This window comes from Rhodobacter flavimaris, from assembly GCF_021378075.1.
Classification (GTDB): domain Bacteria; phylum Pseudomonadota; class Alphaproteobacteria; order Rhodobacterales; family Rhodobacteraceae; genus Rhodobacter; species Rhodobacter flavimaris.
Genome location: NZ_JAJUOS010000002.1, coordinates 153,059 through 178,192, shown reverse-complemented (window position 1 = coordinate 178,192; position 25,134 = coordinate 153,059). Strand labels below are relative to the sequence as shown.

Genomic DNA, 25,134 nt, shown 5'->3' with positions numbered 1-25,134 from the left:
GCCGGGTGCCAGATTGTTGGGGTCAGAGCATGCCGGATTCGGATTGGCTGGAAGCAGCCGCGCCCCGCCTTAGTAGGCGGAGCCTGCTGTTTCAGGCCCTCTCTGCCAGCCTCGCGGGCTTTGCTGTTCCGGTACTGGCCCAAGAGGGGCAAGTACAGTCCCTTGGATCGCTTGGTTCCGTGCTCGACACACTCTTGCCGGCAGATGAATTCTCGCCCTCGGCAACTGCGCTAAGGGTTGACCAAGACGTGATGGATTTCGTCGCCCAGAACCAGTTGATGTTGCGGCTTTTTGTGGCTGCGCTGGGTTGGATGGATTCGCTTTCGGATCGACCTTTTGGTGAACTGCCGGCGCAGCAACGCATTGCGATTCTGTCGGCCATGGAGCAGGCAGACTACAATCAGATCCCAGGGCGCTTCTTCCACATCCTGCGCTCGGTCGCGATCGAGTTCTATTACGCGCGACCCGAGGCGATTGCAGGTTATCCTCTGTCCCCGGCGCCCCAGCCCGCCGGATATCCTCCACCATGGAGCTAGGGCAGAGGCATGATGTTGTCGTCATAGGATCCGGCGCAGGTGGCGCGGCTGCCGCGTGGAGACTGTGTCAGCATGGACTCAAGGTCCTGATGCTCGAGGCGGGGCCGGGTTTTGACCCCGTAACGGATTACCCGCTCGACAAGACTGGCTGGGAGCGGAGGGGTTTTCCGGCTAAGCCCGGCAGCCAAGGCCAAGTGAGCTATGGCGACCTGGGCCTGTTTGAAGCCGAGAATGAAGATCTGCGCGCTTGGTCGCGCGGCGGCTATCCGTGGCGCGCCCCAAGCGGACAGCCCCGCCCGGCCTCGGTTTCGGGTTACAGCCATGTGATGGGGGTGGGCGGCAGCACGCTGCACTACGTGGGTGAGTCACATCGCCTGCATCCGGACGCCTTCAACACGTTTTCCAAAACTGGCGAGGGCGTGGATTGGCCTGTCGGTTACGCGGCGCTTGAACCCTATTATACGCTTGTCGAGAAGGTGCTGGGTGTCGCCGGAGATGATGGCGATGGGGCGCGCTGGCGCAGTGCACCATATCCATTGCCCGCGCATCCGCTCAGCCCCGGCGCACAGGCCCTGATCGCCGCGGGTAAGCGCATCGGGCAAGGCTGGGGGGTTAACCCGCGCGCGGCGCTGTCAGCCGCCTATGACGATCGCACGGCCTGCAATTACTGCGGCCAATGCTCGCGTGGCTGTCCACTGGGCGATAAGGGGTCGACCGATGTGACCTTTCTGCGGCAGGCGCTTGGCACCGGCAATTTACAGCTGCTCTCCGAAGCCACGGTCATCCGCCTCATAACGGGACCAAACGGCCGCATCGTGCAACTGGAACTGCACCATGCGGGTCAGACGCACTTGGTTGAGACCCCAGTCGTCGTGCTTGCTGGCGGGGCGATACAGACCCCGCGGCTTTTACTGCTTTCGGCAGATCCCGAACATCCGGACGGGTTGGCAAATGCCTCTGGCCAGGTCGGTAGGAACTTCATGGAGACCCTGAACTGGGTCAGTGCTGGCCTCGTTTCCGACATGCGCAACAGTCACATGGGGCTGCCGGCTGATGCGATCTGGTGGGGGCCGGGGATTGAGGCCGGATTCCGGCTGAATCATACGACGCTGGAAACGGGGCTGAACGGGCCGATAGGTTATGGGACGCGCCTAATTGCCGGGTTTGGTTCTGGGTTCAAACAGGCGATGCGCGCAGGCTTTGGGCAGGCGCTGGCCGTGGGCGGTATCGGCCGGGTGGTGCCCGACGAACGCTCGCGCGTCACGCTCGACCCTGAGTTGCGCGATGTCCATGGGTTGGCGCTGCCCCGGATCAGCTCGGTCCTTACCCCGGCAAGCCTGCAGCGACTGCGCCACATGGCAAATGCTGCCCGCGCCGTTCTGCGCGAGGCCGGCGCCGAAATCGTTTCGGAAAGCGGAAGCGCCAGCGAGTTCTCTGCAACCCATGTCTTTGGGACGGCGCGAATGGGCGAGGACCCTAAACATTCGGTTGTGAACGCGTTCGGGCGCACACACGATCACCCCAATCTCTGGATCGCGGATGCGAGCGTCTTTCCCGGTTCGGGCGACGGGGAGTCGCCAAGCCTGACGATCATGAGCCTCGCGCTGCGCACGGCCGACGCAATTCACACACAGTGAATGGCCCCGCAGGAGACAGAGGCGCCGATATGGCATTGACATCAGCCACGAAGCGGCGCGGTTCTGACGCCATCGTTTCGGTCCGATGTTTACCTCCGAGATCCGGAAGCACCGCATCGAGCGGATGAAGTCGCGCCACTGAAGGTGGTAGTTCGATTAGATGTTCGTCAAGATCATCGGGGGGCGCCACTATCTTTGACGAGCCGTTGATCAAGAACGCGAGGTGCGGGAAAGCCTCCTCACCAACCTGCAGAACAAGAAGGCCGCGCTGGAATTCCTAAAGCTCACCATTCAGAGAGATGGCTGCGCGGGACTGTTGGTGACCGACACGTTTCGTTCTTACGATGCCGCCATGCAAGCGCTCGGCATTCCGAAGCCGCAGAAGACGTGGCGCTGGCTAGACAATCGGGTCGAGAGTTCGCACCTCGCGTTCCGGCAAAGAGAGCGACCCATTCCCCGCCTGCGTCGTACGCGAAGTCCTCAGAAATTCTCTGCCATCCACGCTTCGGTTTTGAACCACTTCGCCAAGGAAGACAGGTTCTCCAGCAATCCCTTTTCAAGCTGACCGCGCCGCTCGGCACGAACAGCGACGCGGTTTCTGCACGGTAAAAGGCACAGAAATACTCGCCTGGAAGAGACGAGTTCGAGTTGGTTTGAAGCTACGTTTTCAGTGGGTTAGATCATTGGGGGGAGAGCCGTGAAGATCGCCCGTGTGACCCGGCAGTCGAACGGAAACTCCGGAACCGGGCGGATATTTAGCCCGGATTTTCTTCGCAAGGACGACGAAGAACCGCGACGGATGACAGCTTTCGGGCATAATGTGAATGAGTGAAACTGAGCACGGGCTTTACATGACCCTAGAGATCGCAATCGTGCTGGGCCTCCTGTTGGTGGTGATGGTTCTGTTCATCACCGAGTGGCTCTCGGTCGATGTTATTGCACTGCTATTGATCGTCGCGTTGGTGGGCACCGGCATCCTGAACCCTGCAGAGGCAATCGGAGGTTTTGGCGATGAGGTCATCATCGTGTTGGCCTCGATCATGGTTCTGGCGGGCGCGGTGGTGAAGGCTGGGGTAATGGATGGGTTGGGGCAACTCGCGCATCGTGTCGCTGGGCAAAATCAACAGCTCTCGATTCTGACAATTCTCGGCGTTTGTGCTGGAAGCTCCGCCTTCCTGAGCAATACCAACACCACCGCAATTCTGATGCCGGCGGCTGTCGAGACCGCGCGTCAGGCAAGGGTGAGCCCGAGTCGCATTTTGATGCCGCTGGCCTATGCCTCGATGCTGGGCGGTGCGTGCACTCTGATCGGCACCTCGGCGAACCTTGCCAGTAGCGGTCTGATCGCCCGCCTCGGGCTGGAGCCATTTTCGATTTTCGAGTTTGCAGGCGTCGGTGGGGTGATCGCTCTGGCCGGTCTTCTTTGGGTCGTGGGGCCGGGGCGCTACCTGTTCCCCGAGCATCGCGCGGTCGAGACGCGATCTGTGCAGGACACACGGCATTTTTTTACCACGCTTTGTCTGCCCGACGGGTCGGCGGCTATCGACAAGTCACTGCACGAAGTCGATTTTGAAGCGCTCGACGCAGAGTTGCTGGCGATCTTGCGCGGTTCTGAGCGCCTCGGGCCGCATGCCTCCAGAAAGCTGAGAGCGGGGGACGAACTGATCGTTCGCGCGTCTAAGGACGGGTTCCTGAAACTCTGGAAATCGAAAGATTTCGCGCTTGAGCCAGACATCCACTTCTCGGATCGCCACGGCGAGACGGTGGCGCCAGTTACATTCGAGGCAGTCGTGACCCCGCAATCTGGTCTGGTGGGGCGGTCGTTGAAGCAGATCGGTTTCTTTGACCGGTACCGCAGCATCGTCCTGGCAATCTATCAGCGTGACAGAAACTTGCCGGTGCGGATCGAGAACCTTCGCCTGCGGGCGGGAGATTTGCTGCTGTTACAGGCGACTGAGGATGATCTGGCCGCGCTACACGGAGACCCCGATCTGCGCGCCCTGAGCGAGGTGGAAAAGGTTGCCCTGACGCAGCGCGACGGGATCACGACGCTTGTCGCCATGGTGGCTGCGGTCGCGCTTGGCGCATTGGGGTTGGTCCCACTGTCGATTGCCTTCCTTTCCGCGGTGTTGGTTGTCGTAATTGCCGGGGTCATAAGCATGAGCCAGGCCTATCGTTTCATCGAGTGGCGCCTGCTTGTGCTGATAGCCGCCATGTCGAGCTTTGGAACCGCTATGGAAGGAAGCGGCGCCGCAGATTTTCTCGCGGATTACATCGTGGCGGTTGGAGCGCCTTTGGGACCAGTCGCCTCGATGGCGGGGTTCAGCCTCATTACAATCCTGCTGACGCAGCCGATGTCGAATGCCGCGGCCGCGCTGACGGTGATCCCGGTCGCCGTTGCAGCAGCGGAGGGGCTTGATCTCGACCCCAGAATGCTTGCCATTCTCGTCACCCTGTCTGCGTCGCTCTCGTTCATCTCGCCGCTCGAACCTGCGTGTCTGCTGGTCTATGACGCGGGGCGCTATCGTTTTCGCGATTACATCAAGGCGGGAATCCCGCTGACGATATTGTGCGTGGTCTTGTTGCTCATCCTTGTGCCCTTGATCTGGTCCTGAAACCAAGCCTGAGGGCAAGTGGCAATGCAGGCTCCTAACCTTCGGCTTATTCCGACGCGCGAGGGGGGCGGCGACTTGCGCCCGGCATCCAGCGGATCCAGAACTGTCCGATCACGAGCGGAACCGCGCTCATCGCGACGGCAAGGCCAAGGCCTGCCTTGCCCGGCGGATCAAGCCGAAGCACGTCCGCAAGGACCGGCTGCCAAAGCGCCAGTGCGACAAGGCCAAGGCACAGCACGATCGCACCCCAGACATAGGGATTGCGCGTCACGGCGTTGCTGAGCGCCTTGGTGCTTGGGGCGCGCACATTGAAGACGTTCCAGATCTGAGCCAACGCAAGGGTGACGAAAGCCACCGTGACCGACGGGCCAGCCGCGAGGTCGAGCGCATAAAGCGCCAGGCCAAAGGCAAGCAGAGTGGCCAGCGTGATCGAGCCACCCAGCACCGCAATTTGCAACCAGTGGGCGCGGGCAACGATCGGCTCCTTGGGGTCGCGGGGCGGCTGTGACATCACCTGGTCGCTGCCCGCGCCAAACCCAAGCGCAAAGGCTGGAAAGATATCCGTCACGAGGTTGAGATAGAGGATCTGCAAGGGCAGCAGTGGAACTGGTAACCCGCCACCCACCGCGAGCCCAACCACGAGCACCTCGCTTACGTTGCACGACATCAGGTAGACGACGAACTGCCGGATGTTCTGAAAGATCACGCGTCCCTGACGCATGGCAGCGATCACAGTCGAGAACGCATCGTCGCGCAGGATCATTTGCGCGGCTTGCTTGGCCACCTCGGTCCCGCGATGGCCCATGGCGATGCCGATATCTGCCTTTTTAAGCGCAGGAGCGTCGTTCACGCCGTCGCCGGTCATTGCAACCACATGGCCCGCCCGCTGATATACAGAAACCAGTGTCAGCTTGGTTGCCGGATCGAGTCTGGCAAAGACATCGGCACATAGGATACGGGCGCGCAACGCCTCGCTCATTGCCTCAAGCTCAATCCCGTGCAACTCGCTTCCGTCCATAACCTCAAGCGTGCCATCTCCAAGCCCCGCGGCGCGCGCGACTGCGCGGGCCGTGTCAGCATGATCCCCGGTTACCATTACGACCCGCACACCGGCGTTTCGGCTCGCCCGTATGGCGTTGGGCACATCCTCGCGGATTGGATCTCGCAGGCATACAAACCCGATCAGGATCAGATCACAGTAAGGGTCAACCCCAACGTCCTCTCTGTGTTTCATGGCGAGAGCCAACAGGCGTAGGCCTTGTTGCGCGGCCTCGGCATTGCGCCGCTGCCAGTCCTGTCTTGCGCCATCACCAAGCGCTATGGCAGTTCCATCGGCAGCAAGAACCCGCGTGCAAAGCCCCAACACTTCTTCTGCAGCGCCCTTGACGGCGATGAGTTGCCCGGGGGCGTCTTCAAGCACCATCGCCATCATCTTGCGCGAAGGATCGAATGCATGCTCCTTTAGCTCGGGGTAGCGTTGCCGCAGGGCGCTGCGATCAATATTGGCCTTGCGGGCCGCGGCAATCAGCGCAAGCTCCATTGGATCGCCCGCGCGCTCGTCGCGCGACCCATCGCCTGCCTCAGCAGTATTACACAGCGCACCGACCCGAAGCGCCCATGTGAGCCTCTCATCGGGCTGCACCGGTGCTCCGTCGCCGGTCTTGAAAGAGGTATCGTCGTCCTCGGCGCCAACGGTCACATCAAGTCCGTCCAGAAGATAGCCGACGACCGTCATGCGGTTCTCGGTCAGCGTTCCTGTCTTGTCGGTGAGGATGACGGTTGTGGCGCCGAGCGTCTCGACTGAGGAAAGCTGCCGGATCAAGGCGTTTCGCGCGCTCATCCGCCACAGGCCGCGGGCAAGCGAGAGGGTGGCGACCACGGGCAACCCCTCGGGCACCGCAGCCACGGCGAGCGCGACGCCGATCTGGATCATCGTCGCGATATCAAAGCCGCGCAATATACCCGCGCCAATCGTAAGAAGGGCCAGAATGACGGTCAACCAGACCAGTTTGCGCCCGAGCATGTCCAGTCGCCGCTCAAGCGGTGCGACCTCGCCCGACGCGCTCTGGACCATTTCGCTGATCTGGCCGATCTCGGTATCCATGCCCGTCGCGACCACGATCCCCTCACCGGTGCCCTTTGTGATCGCCGTGGCCTGATAGGCCATGCAGAAGCGATCCCCAAGCAGTGCATCCGGCTCGACCGCCTCGATGGATTTTTCGACCGCGCGCGACTCACCCGTCAAAACGGATTCGTCCACCTCAAGGCTGGAAACCTCGACAAGGCGGAGGTCTGCGGGGACAACATCGCCCGGTTCCAAGACGACGATATCCCCGGGAACAAGATCGCAGGCGTCGATCATGCGTTCTTTGCCGCCGCGCCGGACCCGAGCGTGACGTCGGCTAAGCTGGATCAGTTTCTCCATCGACCGCGCTGCACGCAGTTCCGTAAAAAACCCGATGATGCCGTTGATCAGCAAGACCACGATGATCGCGATGCCCTCGGCCACGTCACGCGAAAGGAATGAAATTGCGGCGGCTCCGGCCAAAAGCCAGACGATCACGCTTGCGAACTGATGGCGGAGGATGAGCGTCAGGCTCTTGGGTTTTTGGCGTCGCAGGGTATTCGGCCCATGCGCGCTGAGCCGCGCCGCCGCTTCGTTTGGGGACAGGCCCGTGCCCGTGTCTGTCCCAAGCAGACGTGTCTGCGCCTCTGGTGACGACGCATAGGGGGCTGAGTGCGAAGAGGCCAGCGCCGCGTATCCTTGTTCCTGTCACGGGCAGGGTGCGCAAAGCGTTTGACCTGAACCGCTCCTCGAAGACTGCCAGCGTTTATCCCCTTTCGGCAAGCCCGTTGCCCCGGAGACATCAAGATTTGACGGGGCAGGCCAGGACAAATTCCGCAGAGGGTTTTGTCAGAAGAACCTGGCTTGAGGCGGGTAGGGCGGTCACGTGGTCTTTCTGGGTGACGAGCCGAGCGCCACTGCATGTGGTAGAATGTCGATCGCAAGGGTAACGTTTGTTAGGACTTCGAGAAGACGCAAGGCAAGATAGCGGCATTGAAATTCTTGAAGAAATTTTCCAAATATCTCGGTGCGGTCGATAAGCTTGTGACAATCGCCTTCGTACTTCGGAGATGCACTTGGCGAACTCGGTATCCGTGATTGTCAATTGCCCGGTCGATGCGATGTATGGCCAGGTGGGGAATTTTACGTTCCATTCTGAAGGCGGGAGCGTGCGGTGTTTCTCTTTACACAGATACGAACATTGTAGAACTTCGCATCCGTTCACGCGATCGCGTCAAAGCACTTAACCAGGAACGTCGCCTCTCAAGCAAACCCCAGTTAAATACTAACCTTGCCGCGGCTCTAGCCGAGGCTTGCGTTTCTGCGGTGAATAAGGGGCTGCGCTACGGTCCTAGCTAAGACGGGTTTGACTTTTCTCGCGAGCAGCTTTCAGTGTCTCGGAAACACGCGCGGTCTATCCGGTGGTAAGTGCGTGAAGTATCGCGGCCGCAGTTCAACGCACTCCCATCGGGCAGCGTAAAATGCTTCTGGCACTCATTGGCGTCAATCTAATCAAGGCGAAGACGCTGGGCAGTGCGCAGGAAGGTTGAATACCTGATCGCGCCTGTTGATCTAGGGCAAAGACCGCATGGCCTCTTCGCGAGACGATTGTCCTATGGACGCATTACTCATGATCATCCCGCTCATCGCGGGGTTTGCCCTTATTGCGACTCCTATCGTCGCTTGGATTGCCCTGTCGCGCACCAAGCGGTTGCGGGATGATGTGAGCCGTCTGAAGGCCTCCAACGCGGCGTTATGGGCTGAGATATCTGCGCTCCAGAAGTCTGAGGTTCGGGTGGTCAAGGCGGACCCTCAACAAACCGAAGCTGTCAGGCCTGTCGCGGATCTGGGGGAAGCACCCGCTGCAGAGATTGCGAAGGAGCAAGCCCTCCCGGCGCAGGAGAATGAGCCGGATCTTGGGCTGGAACGGCCCGAGCAACCGCCGAAGGAGGCGGCCACAGTTGGTGAGACGGCCGTAGCTGCCAAGGCCGAAGAGACGTCAGAGATCGTTCAGGGGCCGTGGAACCTGCCTGCGGCCGAGCCCGCCGCGCAGCGTCCGGCGCGAGAGTCGCTCCCTGCCGAATACGAGCCGCCAGCGCTACGCGCCAAGCTTATGCAGCTTGCCGGGAAATTCGATAAGCCATCTATACCTGAAAGCGAGGCGGGAGGGCAGGCCGCGCCAGAGCTCAAACCTGCGGCGAAACCGTTCATCCCACCGCAACCCGGCCTGTTGCGGCGCGTGTGGGGTATGATATTCCCAGCCGATACCGATTGGGAGACATTGATCGGTCGGAACTGGCTCAACATCATCGGCATCATCGTGCTGGTCGTTGGCCTTGTCCTGCTCATCCAGCAAAGCCTCCTGATCGTGTCGGCTCTGGGTAAGATCGCTATCGGCGTGGGTGTCTCGGGCTTGCTGATGGGGTGCGGGGAGTACCTCCGGAGGTCTCGGAAATATCGGGTCTTTGCCTTCACGCTGGTCGGGGGAGGTTGGGGGCTGCTCTATTTCACGGCCTTTGCCGCCTACAACATCGAAGCCGCGCAAGTCATTGACAACGCCTATGTGGCGATGCTTGCGCTGCTTGCCGTGGCCGTCGGGATCATCCTGCAGTCGTTCAGCTACAAGCGCGAGGTCGTCACCGGCCTCGCCTATGGTTTGGCGTTCCTTGCGCTCCATCTCAGCCCGCTGTCGATCTATTCGCTGCTGGCAACTGCCGTTCTCGCGGCGTCCATACCTTTTGTGGTACGCCGCACCGACTGGAGGCTACTGGGCATCGTTACCTCAGTGGCCAGCTACGCGACCCATGCGCGCTGGCTCTGGGCAACCGGACTGCCGGTCGATGCGCCTGAGACCCAGATGATCCTCGGGGGGCTTGTGCCGAGCCAGGCCTTCTGGGGGAACATTGCCATCCTTTGCGTCTACTGGGTTGTATTCGGGGCGAGTGTACTTCTTAGCCGCTCCGATAGCCCGCGCTCCGGGATAATGGACCTCGGGTTGACGGTCATCAACACGGTCGGCTTCGTCGGGCTGCTCGCATGGGAAATGGAGACCTATCTACCCGGCAAGCTGCATTACGCTGCTGTGCCGGCAATGACGGCCTATGTCGCCCTGGCGCTGGCCGATTTGCGGCTTAAACGCTATCGGCTTACGCGCTTCAACGGGTCGATGGGAGTGGCGCTCTTTGCGGGCACATTGCCGCTTGCGATCTATTCCGAGGGGTTGTCATGGAGCTGGCTGGCACCCTATTGGGCGATCGGTGGGCTGATCCTGTGGAAGGTTGTTTTCCGCTTCAATGACCTGCTCTTTCGTTCTCAGGCCGATGTGTTGCTCCTGCTGGCAACTCTCGCGGCTTGCGTCGTCAACCTTTATCCAGAACAGCCATTTCCCGGTTGGAACATCCTGCTGCTGGGGCTCGTGCCGATCTTGTTCGCCGAGTTGGTCGTCGAGACCTTGCATCGGTCTGCTCCTGAAGCACGCTTGAAAGCTGACCAGTTCGCCGCCCAGGTTTCTTTGCTGGTTCTGCCGCTTCTGGGTGGCCTTGCGATCTGGCTCACCCTTCCGCCACTGAATTCTGGGCTTGCCATGGTGGGGGCGGGTGTTGCGCTGCTGGAGTTGGGTGCGTGGACTCGGCGCGGATATGTGCGTGTGCAGTCCTATCTGATTGGCGTCGCCGGTTTTGCAGTGATGGTCGTCAAGGATATCGCGCTTCATTCTTCGGACGAGACCAGGCAGGTTGTTGTCGGTGTCCTGATCGCTGGCGCCGCGCTTGCCTATTGGGCGGCTCTGAGGATGCGTCTCTCCAGCTGGCCGCTGACCAAGCAAGAGCGCGAAGGCGCATGGGTATGGGCCGCAGCCGCGACCACATTTGTTGCCGGGGCGGTTTATCACTGGCAGCCGATCGATCGCGTCCCGGTCGGCTGGGCGATTTGGGCGCTGGTCCTGATGGAATTCGGCCAGCGGCTTCGCTGGACAGCGCAGCGAGTGATCGCCTACGTGCTTTTCCTGCTGTCCGCGCTTGTCGGACTGATGCTTGACGATACGCTGCACCCTGCCGTCATCGGATCTTCGGCATGGCATTTTACAGCCTTGCTGGCGCTGCTTTTTCATGTCGCTTCTTACCGTACCTTGCGCCCGGCTTGCGACTTGACCGTAGAGGAGAAGACCCTTTCCACAGCGTTGCTTGGTGCCGGAGCCGTGTTCGTCGGGCTTAGCACCTGGGACAGGCTGCCATCTGGCTGGGTTGCGCCGACATGGGCCCTCTGGGCTGTGGCGGTCCAGATGATCGCGGGCAGCCTGCGTAAGAGGCAGCCCTTGATGGTCACGGATATGGCGGCGATTGCGGCCTTCGGCCTGAGCGTGGCGGTAAACATTTACGATGTCTTTGGCACCCTTGCACCCGCTACCTTGCAAAACACGGCCAGCCTGTCGGTCGTGATCGGCGCGCTCTACCTCTATGCGTACCGAATGCCGCGTCCCTCGACGCCATTGGGTGCAACGCCTTTCGTTCATCTCGGTACGCTCCTGATGGCTTTGGCGCTTTGGCGGGAATTGCCGTCGATCGCCGTGGCACTTGGGTGGGGCGCAATGGCCTTCGGGCTGATCGAGATCAGCGGGCGCACGAAGTTCCGGGCCTTTCCCCAACAGGCGCAGATGTTGATCCTTGCCGCGACAGTCAGGCTGTTCTTTGCCAACTTCGTCGTGGCTGGAGAGACCATGGGGATCTCTCATCGCCTTGTTTCGGTCGGAGCGATCATCGCGCTGGTCTACTATATGCGTGTGCTTCGGCTTTCCGGTTGGGGAGCGGGCTTGCGTTTGCTTCCTGCTCCCGTCTTCTCGTGGATCGGAGCGGCTCTGCTGGTCATTCTCGCCCGGTTCGAGGTCGGGCGCGAATATGCGGTGGCGCTCTGGTCCCTTCTGATCCTTTGCCTCGCGCTGTTGGGTATGCGCCTTAAGGACCGTGATTTTCGGTATCAGGCCTATATGCTGTGTGTGCTTGTCTTCGGGCGCGCTTGGGCGACGAATGCCTATCTTGAAGGCTCTCTATTCGGGATGTCGGAACGGATCGTCACGACATTGCCCGCGCTCGTGGCGCTGCTGTTTGTGGTAATCCTCCTGCCGAGGGCCTTCAAGCCGGGCGAGGGCGCACCGGTGCGCAGCAGGATCGTCAGGATGCTAAGATATGCAGACGGCCATGCTCGCTCGGTTGTCGCATTGCTCTTTGCCGCGCTTTTGACGTTGCTGATTTTCTACGAGATGGCGATTGATCTTGTCTCGATCGGTTGGGCGATTTCGGCGCTTGCGCTGCTTGCCATGGGCTTTGCCCTTAAAGAGCGCAGCCTGCGGCTATACGGCCTGCTTCTGCTACTCATATGCTTGGTGAAGGTCGTCTTCTACGACCTCGACGGTGTCGAAGCGATCTATCGCGTGATCTCGTTCATTGTGCTTGGTTTCGTGCTGCTGCTTGCCTCTCTCGGGTACAGTCGTTTTCGTGACGTCTTGGGGAGGTATTTGTGATGGGTCTGGGTACTCGAAATCTCTTCCGCGCGATCGTGTTGGCTTTCTTGGTGCTTGGCGGCGTGCTCATCGCCGCGAACCCACCGCGCTACAAAGTCGATCTGCAGACGCTGAGCGAGATCTGGGCCGATGTGTTCCGAGACCTCGATGCCGCGGCGCGCTCGGTGCGGATATCGACGCCGATGGAGGTCGAACTCGGTCGAGAAATCTCAGAGCGTTTCTGGGACAGCCCTGGCTCGGTAGAGGCACAGAAATATGTCGAGTCCGTGGGTCTCCGTCTCAGCCGGCATGTACAGCGTCAGAACATTCCTTGGACCTTCCACGTTGTCAATCAGCGTTACGCGAATGCCTGGGCCATTTTGGGAGGGCAGGTCTACATCACCCAAGGCATGTTGGACCTGATCGGAAGCGAGGCCGAACTGGCCGCGATCCTTGGCCACGAGATGGCGCACGTCGATCTTTATCACTGTGTCAATCGCGTGCAGAACCGTCTCGTTCTGGAAAAGCTCGGACTCGATGCAATCGGTGCGGTACTAGGTTTTGCCGAGGACTTCGTCGGTGTCGGCTACAGCGAGGTGCAAGAGCGCGAGGCTGACCGTCAAGGGATGCTGTTGGCTGCGAGCGCGGGTTATAGCCCACTCAAGTCCTTTGACACTTATTATAAATTCTACCTCAAATACGAGGCTGATGACGAGGCGCAGCGCCCGTCTGGCGGCCCCGAAGGCGAGGTTCTCAAGTCCCTCGGCGGATTTCTAAGCGACTATTTCGCGACGCACCCGCCGTTCGTCGATCGCCTGGAAGCGCTTCGGGCTTTGCTCGCAAGCAACAGCCCAAATTGGGAGGGGCGCCGCTTTTATATCGGTGCGCGTTCGTATCAGAGAATGCAGGCCGTGACGGGGATATTTCCTGCAGACGAGATGTGGAAGTTCTCGACAAAGTCCGCAGATTATCTCGCATTGCGCAGCGAGGTCGCTTTCTATGTCGGCCGACAAGGGGAAGCGGAGCGGTTTCTGAAGGATCTGAAAAGCGGCTATCCTGACGATCCGCGTCTGGAGCATCTTGATGCCCTTGTCACGGGGCAGCTTAAGCCAAAACCTCTGGCCGCACCCGAAGCCGTGCCGCCTACACAGCTTGGCTCGGTACCCACCAAAATCGACGCTCAGACCCGGCAATTCTACGAGATCGCGATGTCGGATTTTCAAGCTGGTGCGTATCCGCAGGCGATCTCAGGGTTCAAGTCGGCGCTAGCGCGTGTACCTGAGTACGACGATGCACTTGTCGGGCTCTCTTGGCTTTACACGTCTGCGGGCGTCCCCGGCTTCCGTGATCAGCAGCAGGCGAAGGAAATCGCCGAAAAGGCGGTGGCCGTCGCCAAGACGAGCGAGGCCTACAACGCCTTGGGCGCTGTATCGGCGCATCTTGGGGAGCTGGCGCAGGCAATGGCCTCCTACAGGAGCGCAATGTCCAATCCGGACTACGCCCAACGCCTGCGTTCCGACTTGGTCTATCAGGGTTACCTCACGGCCCGGTCGAACGCGGGAGATCTTGATAGAGCTCTAGAGCAAGCCTTGGCACATCGGCACATCCCGTTCATTCTCGCGCAATCCGTCGTGCGGGTCGAACATCTGATCGGACACAAGAGTGGATATCAGGCCCGGCAGGAGTTGATTTTCCTCAAGGCCATTTATCCAGAGCACAGGGATGTCTTACGACTCACGGCATATTTCGAGGCGCCAGAAAGGCTCGGGCTGGAGACGCTTGGGGCAGATGAGATCCTTTACTGTTATGATCCGAAGAATGATCGGGCCTTTATTGTCAAAGCAGACGTCCCGTCGAAGCGAGACTGTGGACTGTATGGCTTCAGAACAAGCCGGCAGGGCTATGAAGCCGTAATTGCGCGCCAAACCGCGAATTAAGACATCGCATGAAATGCGCGCCGAGATAGAAATATAACTTGGGACGTGCATGTAACCTGACCCGAGCCACTTCTAGCTATGAACCTGAGTCGAACCTGCAGCGTGGCGCTGGAATTGATCGGCACGGCAGATATGCAGCGAGCTGGTCGTTGGTTGGACGGAGGGGCAGAGAACAAAAAACTGCCACTCCGACCAAGGGGACGGGCAATGCAAGGGGTTCGGGCAGATCCGAAGTCTGCACAAATTCGTTGCGTACTTAGCCCGTGTCTTCAACCATTCAAACGGCGTTGTTGCGTAACTCACGCCTGAGACGTGATGCCCCTTTTCCCCTCCGTCATCATTCCACGCGGACGATCTCGGCCGTTCCGAAGGCCGAGAAGCGGTTCATGAGTGCAATGCGGATTTGGATTTCGGCGGTTTGGCGGTTTGGGGGTCAGGATCTCTTGCGGCGATGCGTTCGCCAAAGGCTTTCAGACATCGCATCTTCTCCTCGATACGGCTTCGGACGTGGTATCCCGTCCAGCGCTTCCAGAATGCCCGGCCGTAATGTCGTGTTGCGCGGAGGGCCTCGTTTCTGGCAGTCGCTGCCGGGCAATCCTCTTTCCAAGAGCGGCCGTTCCTGCGAATGGGGATGACAGCTACGGCCTGCCGGTCGATGATGGCGGTGTGGCCGCGGCGGGTGTCATAAGCGCCATCAGCGGTCACCGTGCCGATTTTTTCAGCCCTGGGAATCTGACCGAGCAGTTCCGGCAAAATCGGACTGTCGCCGTCGCTGCTGGGGGTAAACTCCACTGCCCGGATGTCCGAAGTCGCCGTATCCATGGCCAGATGCACCTTGTGCTACTGGCGCCGGCCCGGAACACCTTGCTTGCAGGCCTGCCATTCCCCGTCGCCGAGGAACTTGATCCCGGTGCTGTCCACCAGCAGATTCAGGGGCCCGTCGGCGCGGCGATAGGGGATCTGCACCTGCAGGGTCTTCTGCAGCCGGCATAGCATCGAGTAATCCGGAACCGGGCAATCAAGCCCGGCCAGGTGCAGGAGGCTCGCGACCATTCCGGTGGTCTGCCTGAGTGGCAGCTTGAACAGCACCTTGATCGACAGGCAGAATTGGATTGCCGCATCCGAGAAAACCGGTGGGCGTCCTGGACGGCCTTCATGCGGTGCGTGCCACGCCATCTTCTTGTCCAGCCAGACCAGCAGAGACCCGCGTGTGCGGAGCGCAGCGTTGTAGGCGGACCAGTTCGTCGCGCGGTAGCGGGCGGGCTTGGGCTTGCTCATGCCATCCGTCTAACCGCATGGATTCGTAGCGTGAATCCTTCACGGTGAGAGTTCTGCAACAATGCCATTGGAATGTTCGTGATGCTTTTGGTGCTTTGGACGGGGCATCTGGATTGGGGCCTCGGGATCAAGCAGACCGTCAAATCCTCAATCGGATGGGCCAAGGGCTGGGCGCTTCTGGCGCTGTTTCCGCTCGCCGGTGCGGTGCTGCCGATCCGGCGTGACCTTTTGATCCGGGCGCAGTGCAAGCTGGCGCTTTGGACGCTCTGCCTCGCGCCAGTGCTTCTGCTGGCCCCCTATCTTGGCCTTCCCGAGCGGATTTTCACCTCTCCGCTAAAGGCCGTGGGCGGCCCGGGGCCCGAGTATTTCTCGGTCTATCTCTTCACGTTCGACCCGGCCACCTGGACCCCGCGATGGCAGTTCTATGCCCCCTGGTCCCCCTTTGCCGCACTTCTGGGGGTGGTCATGGTGGTTTTCGCGCTGGAAGAGAGCGACCGAAAGTGGCGCGCGGCGGGCATGGCCGCGGGCGTTCTGATGATCGTAGCATCGAAGTCCCGGATGGGTGTCGTTGGGCTTGTCGCCTCTTCCCTCGGGCCGCGTCTCTTGCCGCTTGTCCTGAAGAGCTGGGCTTGGGTCGCAATCGGGGCGGCCACTGCGTCGCTGTCCGTTTTTGGTGATTGGCTCCTGCGCAGCCTCGGGGCTGGCATCGACTCGTTCAAAGGGGCCCGCGCAGACAGCACCCGAGTCCGCGCCACCCTGCAACGCATCGCCCATGAACGCTGGCAGGAAGAGGCATTCTGGTTTGGCCACGGAACGGTTCAGCCCAAGCCTCATATCGTGGAGTATATGCCCATCGGCAGTCACCATACATGGTTTGGCCTGCTCTTCGTCAAAGGGCTGGTCGGCGCGCTTGCGTTCGGGGTGCCGCTTGTCTGGCAGATCGTGCTTGCCTCGAAAGACGCAGCGACCAACCCTCGGGGGCGCTTGTCCCTGGGTATCGTCATGGTCCTGGTGCTTCTGTCCTTTGGCGAGAATATCGAGATCGAGGTCTACCTGCTTTGGCCGGCCCTTGTTCTCTTGGGCATACATGCCCGCGAACTGGCTTCCGACCGGGCAGGCAATATTTGTCAGGCTCATGCCCTGCGCAAAGCAACGTGGCCTGAGAAGGCCACGGTTCCCCCGGCGGAATAGGTCTCAAAACGTCGGGCCCACCGCGAATTTTGCTAGGTCGCGCTCCAGTCGCGCGGCGACCAGATCTCCGGATTGGCCGCGGGCGATCCTCAGGCCCTGTTCCATCAAGGCGCGGGCGGCGTCAGCGTCGCAATTGCACTCGAACGCCAGATGGGCGTCCAGCCGGTAAAGCTCTGCGGCGAAACGCACATCGCCGCCCTCGGAAATGGCGCGCGCGCGGTCGAGCGCCCAGGCCACCTCGCGCCAGCGCCCGGCCTTGGCGCAGGCCTCGGCGTAGAGCAGATACCACCAGTTGCCGAAGGCCTTGACGGCGATCAGGCGCTCGACGCCCTCGCGCGCCTTCGCAAGGCCCTCGTCCACGCCCCCTTCGCGGGCCCGCAAGAGGCCGACGAACAGGTCGCGATAGCCGCCCCAGTTCGGCAGAGAATGCTGGGTCATCAGGGCTTCAAGTTCGGCGATATAGGCCTTTGTCAGATCATGGCGGCCGAGCAGCTCGGAATGCATCGAGACGAAAACGAGCATATGGCCGCTGTCATGAACCCGCCGCATCGTGCGGGCATAGGCGAACATCCGGTCGCGCCAGAGGTCGGCATTGGCGATATCGCCCTTTAGCAGATAGGCCTCGGAAAGGCCCAGCATCACCATGGTGACATGGTCCGAATGCCCCTGTCGCATCATCTCGCCGTGCTGGTCGGGGTCGAATAGCGTCATGAAGGCGAGGTAATGGTGCAGGGCTTCGTCGATCTCTCCTACAAAGAGGTGCGAGGTGGCGCACATCCGATGCGCCACCAGCCGGTCGATATCCGAGCCCTTGGCGGCAACTTCGTGCGCCTGACGGGCCAGTTGCAGCGCCGGGCGCCATTCGTTGCCGCTGCCCAGATGAACCCAACGCGCCTGAAGCGCGGGAATAAGCTTGCCGGTGTCGCCCAACTGCTTGGAAAGGCGAATGGCGTGCTCGGTCTGCTCGGAGGCGCCAAGCGACTGATAGCCCGACACGCAGATCATCGCGCTGAGCAGGCTGAGACGGATCTCAAGCTCGTCTGAATCGCGCTGCGGGGAGGGTTCGGCCAGCGTGATCTCGGCCAGCGCTTTCGAGAAGAAAGCCGAGGCTTCCGCATAGGCCGAGCGTTGAAAGGCGCGGCGCCCGGCGCGCAGCCATTCCGAGGCCGATAGAACATGCGCCCCGGCATTGGCATATTGCATCGCCATGATATGCGGTTGCTTGTCGGCGATTTCGGGGAATTGCGTTGTCAGAACCTCGGCGATGCGGGCGTGAAGGGCAGGGCGCTGCCGTTTCAACAGCAGGTCATAGGCAGCCTCGCGCACCAAGGTGTGCTGAAAGCGGACCACATCGCCATAGGCGCTTTTGCCCGGGATCAGCACCTCCGCCTCGATCAACTCGTCGATGGCAGAGCGCGCGGTTTCGGCGGGCATGTCGGTAACCGCAACCAGCAGAGAGATGGGGAATTCACGCCCGATTGCCGCGCCAAGGCACGCCACGCGGCGGCCCTGTGTCAGGCGATCGAGGCGCGCCTGAAGTGCTTGCGACAGCGACACCGGGACGTTTTCGGGGGCGGAGCCCTCGGCGCTAGCCGCCTCGAAATAGCCGCGCGCCAGTTCCTCGGCATAGGTCGGCACACCGTCCGAGCGGGCAACGATGGTTGCAAGCGCCTCGTCGCTGATCGGGCGATCGGCGGCGACGGCGCGCACCAGTTCGGTGACCTCGGCGCTGTTGAGGCGCTCGAGCGCGATGACCTCGGCCTGCGGCGCTTCAAGCCAGGATTTGCGCGGTCCGGTTCCGGCGGTGACGACAAGGGCGGTTCCGGCGTTTGCCAGTGCCTCGCGGTTACGCTCGATCAGGTCCGCGCTTGAGGGGTCGAGCCACTGGGCGTCCTCAACGATCACATGGGCCGAGGGAGCGGACATGGCGACCAGTAATTGACCAAGCAGCGCCATCAGCCGGTTGCGGATCTCGGGCCCGCCCATGGCCGCAAGGGGGCCATCGCTTTGCGGCTGCCGGCCAAGCAACATGCACAGAAGGGCGACGCGCTCATCCTCGGGGTCGAGATAGGGCGACAGAAACGCGACGATCTTCTCGCGGCTCTGTTCCCGGTCGTCATCGGCGCGCAGTTGGCAGGCGGCCTCAAGCAGGTAGCGGATCGGCTCGAACGGCACATCGACACCGTAAGGCGAGCATTGGATGATCATCGCGCGCCGCTCCTCGGGGCAAACGGCCGAGACCGCGCGGCGCGCAAGGCGCGATTTGCCGATGCCGGATTCGCCCGTGACCACCAGCGTCTGGCCGCGTTTGTCGCGCAGCGCCGCCGAAAGCCGTGCCAGCTCGACCGCGCGTCCGACGAAAATACTGCTGCCGCGATTGGAGCGCAGCGCGTCAAAGCGGCTGGTGCGCATGTTGCGCCCGATGACCTGCCAGACGGGGACGGGCTCGGCGATGCCCTTGAGGCGGTGCGGCCCCAGATCGGCGCAGTCGAACACCTTGCCGATCAGATCGCGCGTCTGGGCCGAGATCACGATGGTGCCGGGCTGCGCAAGGGTTTGCAGCCGGGCGGCAAGGTTCGGTGTCTCGCCGATCGCGCTGTCATCCAGAAGTCCGGCACCTGCGTCATTCGCGCCGACGACGGTCAGGCCGGTGGCGATCCCGATCCGTGCCTGCACCTGCCGCCCGGCCAGAGGGGGAAGCTTCGCGACCCGCTCCAGCGCCGCAAGCCCGGCGGCCACGGCGCGTTCTGCGTCATGTTCCGAAGCCGAGGGATAGCCGAAGGTTGCCATGACGCCATCGCCGAGGAACTTGGCCACATAGCCGCCAAGCGGGCGGATCGCGGCCTCGAGCGCACGCCGAAAGAGCGAGATAAAGTCGATATAATCCTCGGGGTCGCTGGCGGCGGCAAGCGAGGTCGAGTCCACCAGATCGCAGAACAGCACCGTCAGAAGGCGCCGCTCGGCCTCCGGGGCCTTGCCGCCCATCGCCTCGATGGAGGACAGCATCCGCCGCCGATGCCCGACCGAGGCGACGCCGATCTCGCGCAGGTCGTCGCTTGTCAACTGGGGCAGGATCGAGGCGTCGATATCGTTGGTGCGGAAGGCTTCGGCGTATTGGGCAAGGCCCAGACCCGTCAGCCATTCCCCGATATCGGCGCCCGCCTCGTGGTTCATTCCATGGCCTCAGAGCGCAAGGCGGACAGGCTGCGCGCCGCCGGTCTCGTCGATGGGAAGCGCGAGCGCGGCGCGGATATCGGCGGGGATCTCGTCTGCGCCAGGTTCGTGGCCTTTCAGGGGCATTGGCACCTCCTGCGCGAAGCGGAAGCAGTGCTCGGGGTCGTATTTCTTGCGGGCCTGGCTCAGCCCCGGCAGGGCGGATTTCCAGTAGTTAAAGGGGTAATCCGGGACGCTGATGCTGGGGTAGTTCTGATAGACGCCGCCATTCCAGAACTGCTGCATCAACTGGATCCAGTCATGCATGAAGGCCTCTGCCGCTGCGCGGTCGCCGGGCATGTACCAGAAGACGTCCAGCACCGCGTCATAAAGCACGTCGCGATGCATGAAGGCACTGTTTTCAATCGGGTAGGAGGCGATCTTGCCGCCATAAACCTCAAGATACATGTACGACATGGTGTTGGGCGATTTCGTCGTGAAGAAGGTCAGGACCTCGATCCACTCCGCCGCCGACAGATCCCTGGCGACATAGCGCGAGGCCTTGTCCTCGTTCGGCATGCCGTGCTCCACGATGGGCTGATCCTGCGGGTCGTTCAGCAGGGCATCCAGAACCTCCATATAAGTGCCGGTTTTCGTCCACTGCACGGTCGCGCCGGGCATCGCCGCCAGGGGCTTCATCGAGGCGATCCCGTCTTGCTGGGCGCCCACCCAAAGGCCGCGCACCATGAAGACATAGCCGGGCGTGGGCATCGGCACACCCTTCTGCAGCTCGGTCTGGTAGACGATCAGCACCTGGAGCGTAAGGGCGTCTCCGTAAACCCCGTTCGGCCCCATGTAATCGCGCTGAAGTTTTAGCATGACATCGGCCGCCTGCGCGATCTGCGCGGGTGTCTCAAGCGTCCAGGCAAGTGCCCAGCCGGTGACCTGCGTCAGCGGGTAAAGCTGGTAGACCACTTCGAGTAGGATCCCGAAATTGCCCCCCGTGCCACCGCGCATGGCCCACCACAGATCGCGGTTCTGGTTCGGTGTCGCAAGGACGATTCGGCCATCCGCCAGCATCACCTTCATCGCCAAGACGTTGTCGCAGTTCATCCCGAAGCTGGCGGAGGTGAACCCCAGCCCGCCGCCCTGCACGAAGCCTCCAACCCGGACGGTGTCGCATTCGCCGCTCGGCACATGCAGGCCGTAAAGCGCCAACGCCCGGTTGAGGCGCGCGAAATCGCAGCCCGCGCCGACGGTGGCCGTTCTCATGACGGGATCGACGACGACATGGTCGAGCCCCTTGACGTCGATCAGAACGCCGTAGCCCGCCGAGAAACCGGCGGTGCAATGCCCGCCCGAGCGCACGGTGAAGGGCATTGTCCCGCGCTTGCCGATCTGGAGCGCGATCGACACGTCGCTTTCACTTTCGCAATAGATGATGACGCAGGGCGCGGGGTTGAACACCGGGTTCGTCAGAAGGCGGTCGGTGTCGTAGCTTGGGTCGCCGGGCATCACGATGCGGCCGACCATCGCCGATTGCGCTGCCTTCAGCGCTTCGCGCGTCAGGCCCAGCTGGGTGAAAAGCGCCTCGGGGTGACTGTCCCAGAGGCTGAACAGGGCAGCGTCGGTCTCTCGCTTGTAGGAATGGTTCTTGGGCATGGCGGGCCTGCACCTTGAAAAGACAGAGAATTCAGAAATCGAGCGCCCGGCGCGATGGATGCCGCGCCGAGCGCTTCGGAAAAACAGTCAGGTGAGTGTGTTGGAAGGATTAAGGGATTACAAACCTTTTCCTGCGCAGGTGGATTAGGTTGTGCGCAGCGGTCGTTCGTTGAGCATTCTGCTCAGGCTGTCAGCGCCGCGATGATCCCGATGTATGTCAGTTGGTGCAGCAGCTGGTCCGCGCCGAAAGAATACCAGTAACTACTGTCGCTTGGCGTGAGGTGTTGATGTGCGCTCAGCCGGTCCTTGGCCCAGTCGATGTGATAGTGGATGAGGGCTTCGGCTCCCATGGTCAGCGCAAGCACTACACCCGCCCCCCCCAGAAACAGCAAGATCGGCAGCGACAGCACCGCGTGCAGGCTTGCGTGCATAAGCCCCGCCGGATGGCCATATTTGCCCTTGTTCGCGACCATGCCTCGGGTCTGAAGCACGAAGTCCGCGACATAGTGCTTGATCTGGAACAGCGCTAACGCGATCAGAATGTAACTGGCCGACAATCGTCTTACTCCGACACCCAGTTCAGCCTATGAGGCAAAAGCTTGCGAAGCAATGAATTCTGCGGCTTCGTGACGGGGGGCGGCGGGTAGTCGCGACTGGCAGGCACGGTTGAGGCTCTCTTGGCTTTTGATGGCACGGGTTTTACGTGCAGCGCAGCCGGGCGCCGTGTTCCCTGGGGAATAGCTGACGCGAGGTTATCCGCTCCCGTGCAGAGGATCGCGCTCGGCGACCTCGGCAAGCTGGGCGACGTGGCAGGTCAGCATCTTGTCCTGGCGGGTCACGATGCCCTCGGCAAGCAGGCTGTTAAGCGCGCGGTTTACCTTGGGGCGACTGGCGCCGAGCATCGCCGCGATGTCGCCCTGCGTTAGGTCGAAGGGCAGTTCGGCCACGGCCGGGATCCGGGCGCCGTGATGCTGGCGCAGCATGGCCAGCAGGAAGCGCGCGAAGCGCGCCTGTAGATCATAGAGCGCCATCGCCTCAAGCTTGTCATTGGTTTCGCGCAGCAACAGCGAAAGGTAACGCGCGGCCGCCAGTGGAACGTCGGGATATTGCGCACAAAGCGCCAGATAGTCGCGCCGGTGCAGGGTCAGGCCGCATAGTTCGTGCAGGGTGGTGCAGTCTGACGAGCGCGGCTCTCCGTCGATCACCGACATTTCGCCCACGCATTCCCCCGGCGCGGCATCGCGCAGCACCAATTCGCGGCCATGCGGCGTCGCCAGTGTCAGCCGGAGTCGGCCCGCGGTGACGATGATCATGTAATCGCCCACATCGCCACGCTGAAAGATCGTAGATCCTGGCGCCCATTTGCGCGGATGCAGAAGCAAGTCGATCTGGGCAATGATTTCGGGGCCCAGTCCCTCGAACAAGGGAAGGCGCTTGATGATTGCGCGTCGTTCTGCCGTCTGACTGTCCATGCCCATTCACGCAAAGCCGTTCCCGGCTGCCGACTCTACCCGATGCCAAGCCCCGCATTAAGCGGCAGTTGCCTGCAAATCGTCATCTCACGGATTTTTCCGCGCATGCGTTCCCTGAGAAACAGCTCGCTGAGGGGATTCGGCACAATGTGGTCTGGTCAAGAATTACCTTACGTCATCCATGGCGCCAAGACGGCAATCCACCCCGAGAAACCCCAGTTTTCTCGACGGTTATGAATTGCCACACGGCCCCACACACAACCCGCGCGCACCGACCTGCCTCGCCCGAGTGCAGGCAGCGACGCCTTGCATCTACTGAAAGGGAGAAAAGAAATGTCGATCCTTCATGCTCACCATCACTCTGCCTGGCCCATGGTTGCGCTGAGCGGCGCCGCCGCGGCACTGGCGCTGCTGCTGACCTTCGATCCGGGCACCGTGCGGTTCTCGGATGACGGAGGGCCGATCCGGGCAAGGGTTGCCCCGCAGCCGGTCGCGACCGGCGCCGCTGTCTCGGGCCTTGATTTCGAGGTCACCGGAAGCCCGAACCACCGCACGCTCACGCCACGCTCGGCGATGGCCATGAATGTTGCGGGCGATGACGTCGGGCCGCCGCGCCGTGCGAAGGCGAACGGTGTGCGCGTGCCGCCGAAGTGAAACGATGCAAACCGCTTGGTTGGCCCGCGTGTTCCGGTTGGTGGCCGGGGCGCGCGGGCCAACCCTTTGGGCGCATCGGGCGGCAGCGTTGCCGGTCACTCCCGGACGGTAGGGCGTTTCGACCGTTCTCCTCAACGGGTCGGAAGTGAGATTTCAGGCTAATCAAAGGAAATTTCAGAAAAAATGCGCCTCATGTTCCCCAAGGAACAGACCTGTCCGCCCGATGTGCCCCAAATGAAGGTGTCAGATCGGACCTCGATGGAGGCCACGCCGGAGATGTCCCGATTTGTCCATTGGTAGTTCGAGAGTGTTACCTACTTCCCATTCCCTGGTGGGGTCGCAATTACGGCGATCTTCGTGGGCGAGCCTAAAGTTCCTTCAGCATGATTGCATAGTTCCCGGCTCGCCCACGGCTTTTCTCGGGAGCGTAGGCGGGCTTAGGCCATCCGGTCAGGACGGCCTTGGGGGCGTGGCGATTAACTGATCTCGTTTCCGGAAACGCTTTCCCCAATGTCGCCGCGGTGTTCGTCGAACGAGCTGCCTTGGCGATGAACTGTGCCAACACTGAAATCAGGGCGCGGTGACCACCTTGGTGCCCCATCCGTCGCAGGCCGCTGCCAGGTCTGGCGCAAGGCTGCGGTCGGTGAAGAACACATCCACATCGGCCAGTGAGGCGATCCGCGCGGGGGCACTGCGGGAAAACTTGGTGTGATCCGCCACAAGGAAGGTCTTGCGTGACTGGCGCAGGATCGTTTGGCTCACGCTGACCTCCTGAATGTCGAAATCAAGCAGGTCGCCTTCGCGATCCAGCGCCGAGCAGCCGATAACAGCCAGGTCGAACTTGAACTGCCGGATCGTCTCGGCCGCGAGGTTGCCGATCAGCCCGCCATCGGCGCGGCGCAGGTGCCCGCCCGTGACGATGATCTCGCAAGACGGGTTGGCCACCAGAATGTTGGCGACGTTCATGTTGTTCGTCACCACCAGCAGGTTCTCGTGGTGCAGCAGCTCTTGCGCGACGGCCTCGGTCGAGGTGCCGATGTTGAGAAACAGCGAGATCCCGTTCGGAATGCGCGCGGCACAGGCGCGTGCAATGGCCTGCTTGGCCTCTGGGTTGAGCGAGCGGCGCTCCTCATAACCGATATTCGTCGTGCCCGAGGGCAGCACGGCGCCGCCATGCACCCGCTCCAGCCGCCCGGCTTCGGCCAGATCGGTCAGGTCGCGCCGGATGGTTTGTAGCGTCACGCCGAAATGCGCGGCCAGCCCCTCGACCGTCACCTTGCCGTCGCGGCGCGCGATATCGAGGATTTCCGGGTGCCGGAAGGTTTGAGACATGGCTCCCGTGCCTTTCCCTTTGGTCGGGTTTGCTGCGCTTTCCTAACGTCATGAGTCGGGGAATGCGCGAAAAATGCAACCCGAAAAGGCGGTTGGGCGCCGGATCGC

General features: G+C 61.6%; 12 protein-coding genes and 3 pseudogenes. 8 read left to right on the top strand and 7 right to left on the bottom strand.

The window, feature by feature from the left end:
• Positions 1-29: 29 nt before the first annotated feature.
• The 4 genes and pseudogenes from LZA78_RS03535 to LZA78_RS03520 all read left to right on the top strand — a co-directional run bounded on the left by LZA78_RS03535 (position 30) and on the right by LZA78_RS03520 (position 4,788).
• Entirely contained in the window at positions 30-536 is a 507-nt protein-coding gene (locus LZA78_RS03535; RefSeq protein WP_233675570.1) for a gluconate 2-dehydrogenase subunit 3 family protein, read from the top strand.
• On the top strand, positions 527-2,173 hold the full coding sequence (locus tag LZA78_RS03530) for a GMC family oxidoreductase (protein WP_233675569.1): 1,647 nt from the start codon (positions 527-529) through the stop codon (positions 2,171-2,173). Before LZA78_RS03535 ends, LZA78_RS03530 begins: the two co-directional genes overlap by 10 nt.
• Positions 2,174-2,384: 211 nt before the next feature.
• A pseudogene (locus LZA78_RS03525) lies at positions 2,385-2,738 on the top strand (DDE-type integrase/transposase/recombinase); the annotation flags it as partial.
• 286 nt (positions 2,739-3,024) lie between these two features.
• Complete coding sequence (locus LZA78_RS03520) at positions 3,025-4,788, top strand: SLC13 family permease (protein WP_233675567.1); 1,764 nt, start codon at positions 3,025-3,027, stop codon at positions 4,786-4,788.
• A gap of 46 nt (positions 4,789-4,834) precedes the next feature.
• On the opposite strand, the gene LZA78_RS03515 is transcribed toward LZA78_RS03520, so the two are convergent.
• A complete protein-coding gene (locus tag LZA78_RS03515) occupies positions 4,835-7,540 on the bottom strand; it encodes a cation-translocating P-type ATPase (protein ID WP_255697144.1) in 2,706 nt (901 codons plus the stop codon).
• Positions 7,541-8,483: 943 nt separating this feature from the next.
• Here LZA78_RS03515 and LZA78_RS03510 point away from each other — a divergent pair.
• Both LZA78_RS03510 and LZA78_RS03505 read left to right on the top strand, forming a co-directional pair.
• Positions 8,484-12,368, top strand: coding sequence for a DUF2339 domain-containing protein (locus LZA78_RS03510; protein WP_233675566.1), 3,885 nt, complete (start codon positions 8,484-8,486; stop codon positions 12,366-12,368).
• Positions 12,368-14,284, top strand: a complete 1,917-nt coding sequence (locus LZA78_RS03505) for a M48 family metallopeptidase (protein WP_233675565.1) — start codon at positions 12,368-12,370, stop codon at positions 14,282-14,284. The genes LZA78_RS03510 and LZA78_RS03505 overlap by 1 nt, the downstream gene beginning before the upstream one ends.
• Positions 14,285-14,621: 337 nt before the next feature.
• On the opposite strand, the pseudogene LZA78_RS03500 reads toward LZA78_RS03505, so the two are convergent.
• Positions 14,622-15,562: pseudogene (locus LZA78_RS03500) on the bottom strand (IS5 family transposase).
• 66 nt (positions 15,563-15,628) lie between these two features.
• Here LZA78_RS03500 and LZA78_RS03495 point away from each other — a divergent pair.
• A pseudogene (locus LZA78_RS03495) lies at positions 15,629-16,753 on the top strand (O-antigen ligase domain-containing protein); the annotation flags it as partial.
• Between the two features lie 3 nt (positions 16,754-16,756).
• On the opposite strand, the gene LZA78_RS03490 reads toward LZA78_RS03495, so the two are convergent.
• The 4 genes from LZA78_RS03490 to LZA78_RS03475 form a co-directional block, all read right to left on the bottom strand.
• Positions 16,757-19,927, bottom strand: coding sequence for an AAA family ATPase (locus LZA78_RS03490; protein ID WP_233675564.1), 3,171 nt, complete (start codon positions 19,925-19,927; stop codon positions 16,757-16,759).
• Positions 19,928-19,936: 9 nt separating this feature from the next.
• Positions 19,937-21,568 carry an FAD-binding oxidoreductase gene (locus LZA78_RS03485; protein ID WP_233675563.1) on the bottom strand — a complete coding sequence of 544 codons (1,632 nt, stop codon included), beginning with the start codon at positions 21,566-21,568 and terminating at the stop codon, positions 19,937-19,939.
• A 182-nt stretch (positions 21,569-21,750) separates the two neighbouring features.
• The gene (locus LZA78_RS03480; RefSeq protein ID WP_233675562.1) at positions 21,751-22,125 is read right to left on the bottom strand and encodes a DUF3307 domain-containing protein; all 375 of its coding nucleotides are present in this window, start codon (positions 22,123-22,125) and stop codon (positions 21,751-21,753) included.
• A 195-nt stretch (positions 22,126-22,320) separates the two neighbouring features.
• Positions 22,321-23,040, bottom strand: coding sequence for a Crp/Fnr family transcriptional regulator (locus LZA78_RS03475; protein ID WP_233675561.1), 720 nt, complete (start codon positions 23,038-23,040; stop codon positions 22,321-22,323).
• A 333-nt stretch (positions 23,041-23,373) separates the two neighbouring features.
• Between LZA78_RS03475 and LZA78_RS03470 the strand changes: the two genes are divergently transcribed.
• Positions 23,374-23,694, top strand: coding sequence for a hypothetical protein (locus LZA78_RS03470; protein ID WP_233675560.1), 321 nt, complete (start codon positions 23,374-23,376; stop codon positions 23,692-23,694).
• Positions 23,695-24,264: 570 nt separating this feature from the next.
• Here LZA78_RS03470 and LZA78_RS03465 read toward each other — a convergent pair.
• Complete coding sequence (locus tag LZA78_RS03465) at positions 24,265-25,026, bottom strand: DeoR/GlpR family DNA-binding transcription regulator (RefSeq protein ID WP_233675559.1); 762 nt, start codon at positions 25,024-25,026, stop codon at positions 24,265-24,267.
• Positions 25,027-25,134: the final 108 nt, after the last annotated feature.